Here is a 13,469-nt window from a genome sequence, read left to right on the forward strand (position 1 = left end):
TCATTCCTCCGGTTCGATCCGCTGTAAAAAGACCTGCATGGAGCCGCCGCAGGCCGCAATGGCCGCATCATCGCCTGTGCCGTCGGTGGTGAGATCGGCCAATTGGGCGGGCACTGCCGCCCCGGCCAGCATCTTCCCGGCCAGCTGCTGGATGCGGTATTCCATGATGCCGCCGCCCACGCTGCCCACGGCCCTGCCCTCCGGCAGGACCAGCATTTTGGAGCCGACTTCCCGCGGCGTGGAGCCGTGGCGGGACACGATGGTCGCCAGCACCGCAGGCGTTTGCAGCGCCCGGAATGCTTCCAGAATGGCGGGCGGGAAGCCCTCGGTCAGCGAGCGGGTGCTCTTGACCTGCACGATCTGTGCAAGGATGGAAAGCGCGATTTCCTCCGCCGTCTTGGCCCCGATGGCAAGGCCGATGGGCGCACGGAGCTGCTCCACCCGCGCCGGGTCCAGCCCGGCTTCGGTCAGCTGACGGCGCACCAGAGCCGCGCGGCCTCGGCTGCCCATCATACCGACATAGGCGGCGGGCTTTTGCAGAATGGCCGTCAGACACTGGACATCGCAGCTGTGGGCGCGGGTAACGACCACAAAATAGCATTCTGCCCCACCGGAAACTGCTGCAAGGCCCTCTTCAAAGGGCAGGCAGAGCACCGGGTCAGCCCCGGCCTGCCGCAGCTGCCCGGCAAATTCCGGGCGGTCCTCTAAGGCACAGACAGGCAGACCCAGCAGCTTTGCCAGCCGCACCACCGATGCCCCCACATGACCGCCGCCGCAGACCACCAGACGCGGGGCTGCACCGAACCGCTCGGCAAAAACACGAAGCGCCCCCAATGTCTGCACTCCGCTGGCAGTCACCTGCTGCAGCGCAGGCAGCTGTGCTTCCAGACACGCCGCCGGATGTTCCGGCCAGACGGGCACACCGCCGCACAACAGCAGCTGCGCCCCTTGCGCCGCGCCCTCCAGCACCGTAGCCAATAGGTAATCGCCCGCCTCACGGTTCAAAGCATCACAAAAAGTTCGGGGTTCCATGCAAGGGTCTCCTTTTTTCAAATCATTGTTCCACCTGCGCAACGGCATCGTAGGCGGCAGGGTCAAAGCGCTCCCGCCAGCACTGCCAGTCCTCCGGCAGCATCCGCCACGCCAGACCACACCCGGCGGAAAGCTCCCGCGGCAGCGGAATGAGCCGGCCGGGGATGTGCTCGGCAAGGCAGCGCTTTTCCCACGCCATGGCATCCACCGTAGCGCGGAACGAAAGCACGATATACGGTCGTTTTGCTCGCATTTTATTCCTCCAATGCCAGCGCACGGACCGCCTTTACGGCGCACTGCACCTCGGCTTCGGTGTTCTGGTGCGAAAAGCTGAACCGCACCACGCCCTGCTCCACGGTGCCCAGCGCCCGGTGCATCTGCGGGGCACAGTGAGCACCGGCCCGCACACAGATGCCGTATTCCTCCCAGAGCGCATCCGCCACACGGGCGGAGTCCTCTCCGGCAAGGTTCAGCGAGACGATCGGCGCACGGGGGGCTGCCAGCGTTCCGTACAGAACGACGCCGGGGATCTCCCGGACGCCCTCCCAGAACGACCGGGTCAGTGCCATTTCTCTGGCGTGCAGCGCCTCGACCCCCTGTTCCAGCAGCCAGCGCACCCCGGCCCCCAGCCCGGCAAGGCCGGGGACATTCAGCGTACCGGCTTCCAGCGCCGTGGGCATCTCCGCAGGGTGGGCTTCGGCAAAGCTGTGCACCCCGCTGCCGCCCACAACGAGCGGCGCGACCCGCAGCCCCGGCCGGACATACAGCCCGCCGGTGCCCTGCGGGCCCATCAGCCCCTTGTGCCCGGTAAAGCACAGCACATCAATGCCGAGGGCCTGCACGTCGATGGGCAGACTTCCCGCCGTCTGGGCAGCGTCCACGAGCAGCAGAAGGCCGTGCTTTTTTGCCACCTGTGCCACAAAGGGCAGGTCGGTGGCATGGCCGGTCACATTCGACGCCCCGGTGACGACGATCGCTCTGGTGTTGGGCCGGACCAGCTGCTCGAACTGCTCGTACCGCAGAACAGCGCGGTCGTCCACGCCCACAAAGCTGAGCTGCACCCCCTGTTCCCGCAGGCGGTAGAGAGGCCGCAGCACCGAATTGTGCTCGCAGACCGTTGCAATGACATGGTCGCCGGGCGAAAGCAGCCCGCCGATGACGGTGTTGAGCGCCTGGGTGGCGTTGGCCGCAAAGGCGATGCAGGCCGGGTCCTCTGCGTGGAAGAGCTCTGCCAGCGCCGTGCGCGTGTCGTAAACGATGCGGGCCGCGTGAAGGGTCGGTTCATGCGCCCCGCGTCCGGGGTTGCCCGCCGTTTGCAAAGCCGCGAGCATCGCCTGCCCCACCACCGGCGGCTTTTGCAGTGTGGTGGCAGCATGATCGAGGTAGATCACGGCTTGACCACGTTCCCGGCATTCAGCATTTTTTCCGCAATGACGTACATATTCGTCACGGTGCCGATGCGCAGTTTCTCCGTCAGACCGTAGAAATTCAGGCAGGTGCCGCAGGTCAGGATCTCCACGCCCTCAGCTTCCAGCACCTTGAGGTCTTCCAGCATCGGGGAGCCTTCGCAGGTCAGGTGCGCGCCGCCGTTATAAAACAAAATGGTCCTTGGCAGCTTCTCCTGCTGGGTCAGCGAGAAGACGAACGCCTTGAGCAGGGTCTTGCCCAGCTCCTCGGCCCCCTCGCCCATCGTTTCCGCTGCGATGGCCACCACGGTATCGGTGCGGGCATCGGGTGTGCAGACGGCAGGCTCTTCGGCCGCAGCGGAGGCATCGCCCACCGTGAACCGGACACGGTACTCCCGCTCGGCCAGCTTCTCCGCGCTGGAGCCATAGCCCTTCTGCTGCGCCATCTTGGTCAGGTTCTGGACGGCGATCTCATTGTCCACCAAAACCTCCACCTCGCCTGCACCGTTCAGCGCAGCGATGGCCTTTTTTGCCTTGACAACGGGAAGCGGGCAGGCATCCCCGCGTGCATCTACGTTCAACATCATCGTTCTATCCTTTCAATACTTCACTGTGATCTCCGTGGACTGTGCATCCCGGATCTCGCCCACGATGGCGGCAGGCAGGCCCGCCGCACACAGTTCCTGCGCCAGCGCCTCCGCCTTCTGCGGGGCCGCCGCCAGCAGCAGCCCGCCGGACGTCTGCGGGTCGAACAGGATCTCTTCCATCGGGAAAGGCACGTTCTCAAACCGAACGAACGGGCCGGTATGGTTGCGGTTGCGCTGCCCGGCAGCGGTGTACAGGCAGGCGTCCGCCGCCTCCCATGCGCCGGGCAGCACCGGCACAGCTCTGGCATCCACGACGCAGGAGAGCCGCCCGCCCATCATCTCGTGCAGGTGGCCGAGGAAGCTGAAGCCCGTCACATCCGTTGCAGCGTGGACCTCATACTTCCGCGCGATCTCTGCCGCTGTCTTGTTCAGCGTCGTCATGGAGCGGATGGCGGCTTCCATCTGCTCCGGCGCGGCTTCGCCCACACGGTTGGCCGTGCAGATGAGCCCGACGCCCAGCGCCTTGGTCAGAATGAGCTGGTCGCCGGGGCGGCCGGTGTCGTTGGCGGTCAGGCGGTGCGGGTCCACAAGGCCCGTCACCGAGAGGCCGTATTTGACGCCGGTGTCCGCGATGGAGTGCCCGCCCGCGAGGATGCCCCCCGCTTCGGCCACCTTTTCGGCACCGCCGCGCAGGATCTCGCCCAGGACGTTCAGGTCCATGCTCTCCGGGAAGCAGACCAGATTCAGGGCCGTCTTCACCTCGCCGCCCATCGCATAGACATCGCTGAGGGCGTTGGCTGCGGCGATCTGCCCAAAGGTATAGGGATCATCGACCATGGGCGGGAAAAAATCCACCGTCTGCACCAGCGCAAGGTCATCGGTGATGCGGTAGACCGCCGCGTCGTCCTTGCTGTCATAGCCGACCAGCAGGTTTGGGTCCTGCTCGCCGCGCGGCAGCTTTTCCAGAATGCGGCTCAGCACCCCCGCGCCGAGTTTGGCGGTGCAGCCGCCGCCTGTACAGAACACGATCTTTTCTTCGTTCATTCGGCTCGTTCTCCTTTTGCAAAATGCGTCAGAACGCTTTGCACATGGTATCGTTCCCACAGGATGGTCCGGGTCGTCTCGCCCAGCGCCCGCCGGGCGGGGTCGTCCGCCTGGTTGAGCACCGCATAAAACGCCCGCTCTCCCACCAGCTTCCGCCCACCGGCTTCGCTGGCCAGCAGTGCAGCCAGAAGCTCCGGCGTCAGGGGGGCGTCCGGTGCGGTATGCAGCAGTGCACAGGCTTCGTCCAGCCGGAAGCAGACCTCCCGCAAAGGGCGGCCCAGAGCTGAAAGCCCGGCCACGGCCAGCACGGTGTCGCATTCCGGCAGCAGCACCGGTTCCTGCGATGCCGGAGCCTTACAGGGCATCCGTTTCGCGCCGTCGGCTTCCAGAAAAACGGCGTCGGCCTGCGGCATCCAGCGGTGCAGCACGTCCGGCGGCGGGGCGGTCAGCTTGCCGCAGCCGTCCGGTGTGCCCAGAACGGCATACTCCCCCGCAGCCCAGAGAGCGCTGCATTCGGCTTCTGTATGGGCCATGTTGTGGTCCGGCTGCCGGATGTGGGTCGTGGTCGCGGCCAGCACCCGCCAGCCCTTGCGGGCGCAGTGGGCCGACAGCTGATAGAGCAGCGTCGTTTTTCCGCCGCCGCCCACCAGCGAGACGACATGGCCCTTTTCAGCCAGAAATGGGAACTGTGCTTCGGACAGCATTCAGCGGGTTTCCTCCACGGCCATGGCAATCTGTTCCGGGGTAATGGGCAGCTCATAGAAGCGGGTGCCGATGGCGTTGTACACTGCATCTGCAATGGCGGGCAGCGGCGTGTTGATGACCACCTCACCGATGGACTTGGCACCAAACGGGCCGTTTGGCTCGTAGCTACTCTCAAACTCCACCCGGATGTGGCCAATGTCCACACGGGCGGGGATCTTATACTGCATGAACGAGTTTTCCATCGGCCAGCCTCTGCTGTCGTAGGTGATGTTCTCGGTCAGCGCCATGCCGATGCCCTGCAACAGGCCGCCTTCGGCCTGCACACGGGTCAGATTGGGGTTGATGGGGGTGCCGCAGTCCACGCAGGCGGCATAATCCACGACCTTGACTTCGCCGGTCTCTTTGTCCAGCTCGATCTCGGCAGCACCCACCATGTACGGCGGAGGCGACAGGGGCGACGTGTGGGTCTCGGTGACCTCCAGCGGCACCATGTGGCCGAACTGAGAGGCGAATGCCACCTCGCTCAGAGAGACCTTTTTCGTCGGGTCGGCGTCCACAGAGAGGGTCTTGCCGTCAAAAATCACTTCGCTCTCCTCGCAGTGGAGCAGCTCCGCGCCCAGCTTGCAGATCTGCGCCCGCAGCTTCAGCGCACACTTTTCGACGGCCTTGCCGGTGACGTAGGTAGTGCTGGACGCATAGGAGCCGGAGTCGTAGGGCGAGACGTCGGTGTCGGCACCGAACACCATGATGTCGTCCAGCTCACAGTCCAGCACTTCGGCGGCGATCTGCGCCAGGGTGGTGTCGCAGCCGGTGCCCATATCCGCCGCACCGATGATCAGTGAATAGAAGCCGTCATCGTTGACCTTGAGGGTCGCGCTGCCGACGTCCATGCCCGAAATGCCGGACCCCTGCATCGCCATGCCCATGCCGACGGCGCGGACCTTGCCGTTGCCGAGGTCGCGGACAGGATACTTGTTGTCCCAGTCGACCATGTCGTGGACTTTTTTCAGGCAGCGGTCCAGCGCACAGCTGGTGTTCACTGCGCCGTAGTAGGCGGGCATGACATCGCCTTCCCGGACGATGTTCATCTCGCGGATCTTGAACGGGTCCATGTGGAGTTTTGCCGCCAGCTCGTTGACAGCAGACTCCACGGCAAACAAGCCCTGCGTTGCGCCGTAGCCGCGGTAGGCACCGGCGGACATGTGGTTGGTGTACACCACATCGCTGACGAAACGGAAGGCCTCGGCCTTGCCGTACAGCGGGATAGATTTATGGCCCGACAGGCCCACCGTCGTGGGGCCGTGCTCGCCGTAAGCGCCTGTGTTCGAGAGGGTGTACAGGTCGATGCCGCGCACAAGGCCCTCTTTGGTGGCACCGAGGCGGACGTGCATCTCCATCTCGTGGCGGGGCGAGGAAGCGGTCTGGCTCTCCTCGCGGGTGAAGATGAGCTTACTGGGCTTTTTGGTCTTCCAGGTGACGAAGGCCGGGTAGATGGCTGAGACCGCCGTCTGTTTGGCACCAAAGCCGCCGCCGATGCGGGGCTTGATGACGCGGATCATGGATTTGGGGATGTGGAGCGCGTTGGCCACGTTGCGGCGGGTATGGAAGACGATCTGGGTCGAGCTGAGGATGTTCAGACGGCCGTAGAGGTCCATATAGCAGCAGGTGCGGAAGGTCTCCATCATCGCCTGCTGGCAGGCCTTGGTGTGATACACATGGTCGATGACCACGTCGCAGTCGGCCAGCACGGCGTCGATGTCGCCGCTGCCGCATTCATCGTGGGCGCAGAGATTGCGCTTGTTGTCCGCACCCACGGGGCACAGGCTTTCCCAGTTGTCCTCCGGATGGACGAGGATGGGGTTGTCCTTGGCGGTGTGGAAATCCAGCACCGGCTCCAGCACCTCATACTCCACCTTGATGAGCTTCATCGCCTTCTCGACGCATTTGTCATCCGCACCAGCCACGATGGCCACGACATCGCCCACAAAGCGGACGTGCCGGTCGATGACCAGACGGTCGTAGGGGCTGGCCTCCGGGTAGGTCTGGCCGGCCTGGGTATAGCGGCGGGCGTTCTGGTCCACATCCTCCCAGGTAAAGATGGCCTCGATGCCAGGCACCTTTTTGGCCACCGTGGTGTTGATGGTCTTGACGATGGCGTTGGGGTGGGGCGAGCGCAGCAGCTTGACGATGAGGCAGTCGGCAGGAGCGAGATCGTCCATGTACACCGGCTTACCGGTCACGAGCTGCATCGCGTCCTTTTTCCGGAACGGTTTGTTGACGTTTTTCATTCGGCGGCCTCCTTCGATCGTTTCCATGCGAGAAATGCCTGGATGCCCCGCAGCTGGCCTTCGTAGCCGGAACAGCGGCAGAGGTTGCCCGCAAGGTATTCTTTGATCTCGTCCTCGGTAGGGTACTCCTTCTCGCGGAAGAGGGCCAGAGCGTTCATGATGAAGCCGGGGTTGCAGAAGCCGCACTGCTCCGCTCCCTGATCCGCGATGAACGCGCCGAACTCTGCGGCTTCATCCTGCAGGCCCTCCAGTGTGGTGACGCGGTGGCCGTCGGCACGGGCTGCCAGCACCGAGCAGGACAGCACCGGCTTGTCGTCCAGAAAGACGGTGCACAGGCCGCAGTTGGCGGTCTCGCAGCCGCGCTTGACGCTGTAGCAGCCGTGGCTGCGGACAAAGTCGATGAGCAGAGTATCCGGGGCGGCCTCGGCGGAAACTCTGGTTCCGTTCAGAATGATGGTGATTTGCATCGTGGTCTCCTTTCCGTTACCCTTCCAGCTGGCGGACCGCACGCTTGACCAGAACTCCGGCCAGATGGTTGCGGTATTCGGCGCTGCCGCGCAGATTGCTCTCGGTCTTGATCGCTGCCCGCACTTCTGCGGCAAAGCGGTCTGCCAGCAGCTCCGGCGTCTCGGCCGCGTTGGGCGTCAGGTCAAACCGCACTGCCTTGCCCGGCCGGGCACCGATGGCGAAGCGATAGCCCTCGGCCGTTTTGGCGGCGGCGCAGGTCAGCACCGGGAAATCGGTCTGGCTGTTCCGCACCGACTGGTAGCAGAACGCAGCCGGTTCTTTCGGCACGATCACCCGCACGAGGAGATCCCGGTCGTAGGGGCGGGCGGCGTACTCGGCCAGCGGCACGATGCCGCCCTTGTACAGCTCCACCGAGGCGTTCAGTGCCAGGAACAGAGTCAGCACATCCGAGAACCCGAAGCGGCTGTAAATGCTGCCGCCCACGGTGGCAAGGTTGCGCAACTGCACACCCACGATATGCCGCACGGACTCCCGCACTGCTCCGTTCGTGTATGCGGCCAGCCCGGCGTCCAGCTCCAGCTGCCGCAGGGTGACCATGGCCCCGATGGAGAACTGCTCCTCCGTCTCCTCGATGGTATCCAGCCCCAGACCGGACAGATCAATGGCGGTGCCGACGTTGATCTTTTCCATCTTGAGCCAGATCATGCCGCCGATGACCCGATTGTTCTTTTTCTGGTTGAGCTGCCAGGCTTCTTCAAGACTTTCCGCTCGTTTGTATTCCCGGATCGTCATCATACGCAGTACCTCTCTTTTTTGCTGTTTACTTTTATTTTAACACATTTTTCGCTATAATACCACTAGAATTATCGGTTCCGTCCGCCCTGCGCTGCCGCCGTGCTCCCAGGGGAGAAGCGGAACCGTCAACGCGGAGGGATCCACATGTCTGAAACTTCTCGCCCGATCGGGTGTGTCATCATGGCGTCCGGGCTGGCCCGGCGGTTTGGCTCCAACAAGCTGCTGGCCGATTTCGGCGGGCGGCCGCTGCTCTGCCGGGCACTGGACGCCACAGATACCCCGCAGCTGGCCTGCCGCATCGTCGTGACGCGGTCGGCAGAGGTGGAAACGCTCTGCCAAACGCTGGGGGTGGCCTGCCTGCGCCACGCACTGCCGGGCCGGAACGATACCGTCCGGCTGGGGCTGGAAGCACTGCTCACTCTTCAGCCCGGCCTTGCGGGCTGCATCTTCCTGCCCGGCGACCAGCCCCTGCTGCGGCGGGAGACGGTCGAGGCTCTGGTGTGCGCCTTTGCGGCCGACACCCGGACACAAAAAGAAACAGAGCGGGCGATCTTCCGGCTGGCGTTCCAGGCCGAAAACGACCCGGAACCGCTTGTCGGAAGCCCCGTTCTGTTTGGATGCGGTTATTTTTCCGCCCTGCGCACCCTGCCCGAAGGCAAAGGCGGCAGTGTGCTGCTCCGGCGTTACCCGGAGCGGGTCTGCAATGTGTTCACCGCAGACCGTGCAGAGCTTCTGGACGCGGACACACCGGAGGCCCTGCGGGAACTAAAACAGTTTTTGATCTGAAGAGGAAGCTCAGGCGTTCTCTTCGTCCTTGGGCAGCAGAACGTTGAGCACGATGGCCACGAAGGCTGCGGGGACGATGCCGGACTCGCCGCAGATCAGCTGGAACAGCTGCGGCGTATGGGCCAGAATGCTGGCATTGGCACCCATGCCGTAGCCCACGCCCAGCGCCACCGAAACGATGGTCAGGGTGCGCGGGGTCATCTTTTCCTTCGTGATGAGCTGGATGCCCGACACCACGATGGAAGAGAACATCATGACGGCTGCACCGCCCAGAACGGCCTGGGGCATGATGGAGACCAGTGCGCCCAGCTTGGGGATGAGGCCGCAGAGGATCAGGAAGATGGCACCGGTCGCCAGTGCACCGCGGTTGACGACCTTGGTCATGGCCACCAGACCAACGTTCTGGCTGAAGGAAGTGTTGGGCAGGACGCCGAAGCAGGCGGCAAAGGAGGAACCCAGACCGTCGCAGATGACGCCGCCGGACAGCTCCTTATCGGTCGCCTCGCGGCCCATGCCGCCCTCCATCACGCCGGAGATGTCGCCGACGGTCTCAACGGCCGTGACGATGAACATGATGAGCACCGGCAGGATGGCGCGCATATCGAAGACGATTTTGACCGGGACGAGCTTGGGGATGGCGAACCAGCTGGCCTGCGCGACCTTATTCCAGTTCAGGACCCATGCCTTGGTGAACTCCACACCGTCGGCGGTGACACCGGTGGTGGGCAGGACAAAGCCCATGATGAAAGCGGCAATGTAACCGGCCACAATGCCGATGAGGATGGAGGAAGAGCTCAAAAAGCCATTGGTCCAGTGCTTGAAGAACAGGATGACCACCAGCACGAAGACGGCCAGCAGCAGGTTCTCCATGGAGCCGAAGTCCTTGGCTGCGTTACCGCCGCCGAAGGAGTTGACACCGACCGAGATCAGCGACAGACCGATGGACAGCACGACCGTGCCCGTGACCACCGAGGGGAAGAACTTGCGCAGAGGCTTGAGGAAGAAGCCCAGCACCGTTTCGAACAGGCCGCCCAGGATGGACGCACCCATGATGGCACCATAGGCCAGCACACCGCCGCCCATGGAAGCCGCGACGCTGTTGAACACGCCCAGGAAGCCGGAGCTGGTGCCCATGATGATGGGGACCTGACCGCCGACCGGGCCGATGGAAAACAGCTGCACCAGCGTGACGATGCCGGCCACGAACATGGCGTTCTGCAGCAGGCTGATCTGCAGGTCGGCGAACTCGCCGCCCGCCAGACCGCAGGCGCTCGTGATGATGAGCAGCGGGGTCAGGTTGCCGACGAACATGGCGAACACATGCTGCAGGCCCAGCGGGATCGCCTGGCGAAGGGGCATCTTGGCTTTGAAGTCGTAAGCCGCCTTCTCCAACTCAATATTTTTGATCATAAACTTCTCCTTTGAACAAACCGGTTTTCAAACGACAGAAATCATTATAACAAAGCCTGTGTCGAATTGGGAGAGGGCTTGTTGTCTTTTTGTTCACTTTTTGTTCATAAGTCATACTTTACCAGCAAAAATGTCCGCACATGAGATACAAGTGCGGACATTTTTATGGTCATGCACCGGGAATCAAAAGCCGCTGTGCTTTTTCGATGGCCGTTGTGCCCTCAGCGAGGTCGTTTGCGGCAAGCATCTGCCCCGGCGAAACATGGTAGCGTTTTGCAATGGCAAACAGTGCTTCCCCGGCCTGTGCGTAATAGATGCGGAGGGAGATCTCCGGGTCGGCAGGGGCCAGCTTCTCCCCCAGCGCAATGCTGCCCACGCAGGAAGCCTGCCTGCGGCTGAGGATGGCACCCTCCACCCGCACCGTCACCGAGACATCCAGCGCACCGCCCGTGCAGCTGCATTGCAGATCCTCGACGCTGAGCCAGCATTCCGGATAGAGCGCTGCGGTCTCGGCGGCTTCGGCCGGGATGGGCAGGGCCAGCTCCAGCGGCTTTTCGTAGCTTTCCAGCTCGGCAAGGCTGTTCTCGCCAAACGCCGTCACAAGGACCCGCGCCGCCACCACCCAGCCGGTTTCCTGCCAGACCAGCTGCGCCGGGCCGATGGCCGCAAAGCAGGCCAGGATCTTTGCCCCGGCATCCGGCAGCGGGCCGGACCCGGTCAGGGTGGCCGTCTCGTTCAGGGCACAGAGCAGCGCTTCGGTGCGGAGATTCTGCATCACAGGCTCCGTCTCAAACTGCGTCGAGAAGGCATCGGCCACACATTGCAGCTGGTAGGGCCGCCACGCCCGCAGACGCAGCACCACGGTGGCGCTGAGGGAGCCGGGGGCTTCCCCCTCCCCCTGTGTGGCCGTGAACCCGACCGGCTCGGCCACGCAGAGGCAGCGGCAGTCTTCACTGAGGCCCTCCACATCCAACACCTGATTGAAGGGAAGGTCCAGGCTCTGGCTCTGCAGGGCGCTTTCCCCTTCTGCCCGCCAGGCGCAGAGAACGTGCAGCGTCCCCTTTGCCACAGCTTTGGCATTCAAGACCTTGAGGTCGTGGAGGGAGGCTGTCCCGGCAATGTCCAGGATGGCGGCAGGCGGCGACGGAAAGGCCAGCTCACCTTCCACTGTGATGAGCTTGTCGAGCACGGCCGCGCGGCGGACGCCTTCCAGTGTGGTCAGCTGCTGCTCGATGCCGCCGTCGGCCAGCGCCGTGAGCACCTCGGTCTTCTGCTGGGTGTAGACCGACGCCACCAGACCAAAGGCTCCCCGCACCTCGATGCGGCGGGGCGTGACCGAGCGGCAGTTCAGGTATTCGGTCTGACCCTCCACCTGAGCCGTCCATGCAGTAAAGGCAAACTCCGGCAGTTCCAGCACCTTGTTGAAGGGCAGCTTCTGCTCCGTCTGGCAGAGGCCCGCGTCATCCTCGCCCTGATAATACACGATGCAGCGCAAATAGCCTTCCAGCGTCAGTTTGCCGGGCTGCAGCTGCTTTTGCAGCACCACCGGTTTCGCAAAGCATTTGACCAGCTTGAACACCGGCGGAAGATAATCGGAGATCAGGATCTCCGTTTCCAGCGGGAGCTCCGCCTTGACGGTGCAGTTCGCACCCGCAGCGGGCAGCGCATCCCGAAAGACCTTCAGTTCCATCCTGTGCGCTCCTTTCCTGTCCGTTTGGCATGGCACATACCAGACTGTATGCGCTGCGGCGGGCAGATATGCGCAAAAAACACCGCCGCACAGCGTTTCCACTGTGCGGCGGTGTTCCACAAATCAGGATTTCAGAAGATCAAATTATTCAGCGGCCTTGGCTGCCTCGACCTGCTTGATGAGCTCCGGCACGACCTTGAACAGATCGCCGACGATGCCGTAATCTGCCACACCGAAGATGGGTGCAGACTCGTTCTTGTTGACGGCGATGATGCACTCAGAATCCTGCATACCAGCGGTGTGCTGGATGGCACCGGAAATACCCAGAGCAACGTAGATCTTGGGGTGGACGGTCTTGCCGGTCTGACCGACCTGATGGTCAGCGGTCATCCAGCCTGCATCGGTGACGGCACGGGATGCGCCGACCACGCCGCCGCCCAGAGCAGCTGCCAACTGCTCAGCCAGCTCGATGCCCTTGTTGACATCCTTGCTGATGCCACGGCCGACCGAGACGATGACGTCGGCACCGATCAGGTCGACCAGCTTCTCAGCAGCCTTCTCGACGCTCAGGACCTCGGTCTTGATGTCGGAAGCAGCCAGCTCAAAGGCGGGCTTCACGATCTGGCAGGCATCGGCCTTGGCCTGATCGAAGGGAGCCTTCTTCATGACGCCGGGACGAACGGTGGACATCTGCGGACGGAAACGGGGGCAGATGATGGTAGCCATCAGATGGCCGCCGAATGCGGGACGGGTCATCTTCAGGTTGCGGTCTTCCATATCGAACTTCTGCTTGGACAGGTCGATGGTGGAGCTCTCCTTCAGGAAATCGATGTACTTGGCAGTGTCGATGTCCAGATGGGTCGCATCAGCGGTCAGGCCGGTGTGCAGGCGGGCTGCGCAGCGGGGGCCCAGGTCGCGGCCAATGTTGGTCGCGCCGATCAGCAGGACCTCAGGCTTGTACGCATTGACCATATCGCAGACGACCTTGGCGTATGCGTCGGTGGTGTAGTCCTTCAGCAGCGGGCTGTCGCAGACCATGACCTGATCGGCACCATAGCCGCCCAGCTCTTTGGCGATGCCTTCCACGTTGTCGCCCAGCAGCAGGCCGGTGACCTCGCAGCCCAGCTCGTCAGCCAGCTTGCGAGCCTCGCTGACCAGCTCGAAATCGGTGGACATCAGTTTGCCCTGGCGCTGCTCACAGAAGACCCAAACGCCCTTGTAATCGTTAAAATCAGCCATTGTAATCCTATGCTCCTTT

13 protein-coding genes are annotated in these 13,469 nt (G+C 63.3%); 1 reads left to right on the top strand and 12 read right to left on the bottom strand.

Translation table 11 applies throughout. The annotated features are described in order from the left end of the window. From I5P96_RS08320 to I5P96_RS08360, 9 genes are read right to left on the bottom strand one after another with little or no spacing between them, the layout of a single operon-like run. A complete protein-coding gene (locus tag I5P96_RS08320; RefSeq protein WP_223381574.1) occupies window positions 1–1,032 on the bottom strand; it encodes an XdhC/CoxI family protein in 1,032 nt (343 codons plus the stop codon). Between the two features lie 22 nt (window positions 1,033–1,054). Then, window positions 1,055–1,285, bottom strand: a complete 231-nt coding sequence (locus I5P96_RS08325) for a DUF3343 domain-containing protein (protein ID WP_207685290.1) — start codon at window positions 1,283–1,285, stop codon at window positions 1,055–1,057. Between the two features lies 1 nt (window position 1,286). After that, window positions 1,287–2,423, bottom strand: a complete 1,137-nt coding sequence (locus tag I5P96_RS08330) for an aminotransferase class V-fold PLP-dependent enzyme (RefSeq protein ID WP_223381575.1) — start codon at window positions 2,421–2,423, stop codon at window positions 1,287–1,289. After that, a complete protein-coding gene (yedF, locus tag I5P96_RS08335; RefSeq protein WP_223383745.1) occupies window positions 2,420–3,022 on the bottom strand; it encodes a sulfurtransferase-like selenium metabolism protein YedF in 603 nt (200 codons plus the stop codon). The genes I5P96_RS08330 and yedF overlap by 4 nt, the downstream gene beginning before the upstream one ends. Window positions 3,023–3,037: 15 nt before the next feature. Further along, complete coding sequence (gene selD, locus I5P96_RS08340; protein ID WP_223381576.1) at window positions 3,038–4,069, bottom strand: selenide, water dikinase SelD; 1,032 nt, start codon at window positions 4,067–4,069, stop codon at window positions 3,038–3,040. Then, window positions 4,066–4,773 carry a selenium cofactor biosynthesis protein YqeC gene (gene yqeC / locus I5P96_RS08345; protein WP_223381577.1) on the bottom strand — a complete coding sequence of 236 codons (708 nt, stop codon included), beginning with the start codon at window positions 4,771–4,773 and terminating at the stop codon, window positions 4,066–4,068. Before yqeC ends, selD begins: the two co-directional genes overlap by 4 nt. Further along, a complete protein-coding gene (locus tag I5P96_RS08350; protein WP_223381578.1) occupies window positions 4,774–7,062 on the bottom strand; it encodes a xanthine dehydrogenase family protein molybdopterin-binding subunit in 2,289 nt (762 codons plus the stop codon). Then, on the bottom strand, window positions 7,059–7,529 hold the full coding sequence (locus tag I5P96_RS08355; RefSeq protein ID WP_097792138.1) for a (2Fe-2S)-binding protein: 471 nt from the start codon (window positions 7,527–7,529) through the stop codon (window positions 7,059–7,061). Before I5P96_RS08355 ends, I5P96_RS08350 begins: the two co-directional genes overlap by 4 nt. A 16-nt stretch (window positions 7,530–7,545) precedes the next feature. Continuing rightward, window positions 7,546–8,325, bottom strand: a complete 780-nt coding sequence (locus I5P96_RS08360) for an FAD binding domain-containing protein (protein WP_223381580.1) — start codon at window positions 8,323–8,325, stop codon at window positions 7,546–7,548. A 144-nt stretch (window positions 8,326–8,469) separates the two neighbouring features. On the opposite strand from I5P96_RS08360, the gene I5P96_RS08365 reads away from it, so the two are divergent. Beyond that, window positions 8,470–9,111, top strand: a complete 642-nt coding sequence (locus I5P96_RS08365) for an NTP transferase domain-containing protein (RefSeq protein WP_223381582.1) — start codon at window positions 8,470–8,472, stop codon at window positions 9,109–9,111. Window positions 9,112–9,120: 9 nt separating this feature from the next. Here I5P96_RS08365 and I5P96_RS08370 read toward each other — a convergent pair whose 3' ends face one another. The 3 genes from I5P96_RS08370 to acrA all read right to left on the bottom strand — a co-directional run bounded on the left by I5P96_RS08370 (window position 9,121) and on the right by acrA (window position 13,450). Continuing rightward, window positions 9,121–10,521, bottom strand: coding sequence for a uracil-xanthine permease family protein (locus I5P96_RS08370; RefSeq protein ID WP_223381584.1), 1,401 nt, complete (start codon window positions 10,519–10,521; stop codon window positions 9,121–9,123). A gap of 169 nt (window positions 10,522–10,690) precedes the next feature. Further along, on the bottom strand, window positions 10,691–12,211 hold the full coding sequence (locus tag I5P96_RS08375; protein ID WP_223381585.1) for an SPOCS domain-containing protein: 1,521 nt from the start codon (window positions 12,209–12,211) through the stop codon (window positions 10,691–10,693). 144 nt (window positions 12,212–12,355) lie between these two features. Then, a complete protein-coding gene (gene acrA, locus I5P96_RS08380; RefSeq protein WP_097792134.1) occupies window positions 12,356–13,450 on the bottom strand; it encodes an acryloyl-CoA reductase electron transfer subunit beta in 1,095 nt (364 codons plus the stop codon). Between the last annotated feature and the right edge of the window lie 19 nt (window positions 13,451–13,469).

Source organism: Faecalibacterium prausnitzii (assembly GCF_019967995.1).
Taxonomy (GTDB): Bacteria; Bacillota; Clostridia; order Oscillospirales; family Ruminococcaceae; genus Faecalibacterium; species Faecalibacterium prausnitzii_E.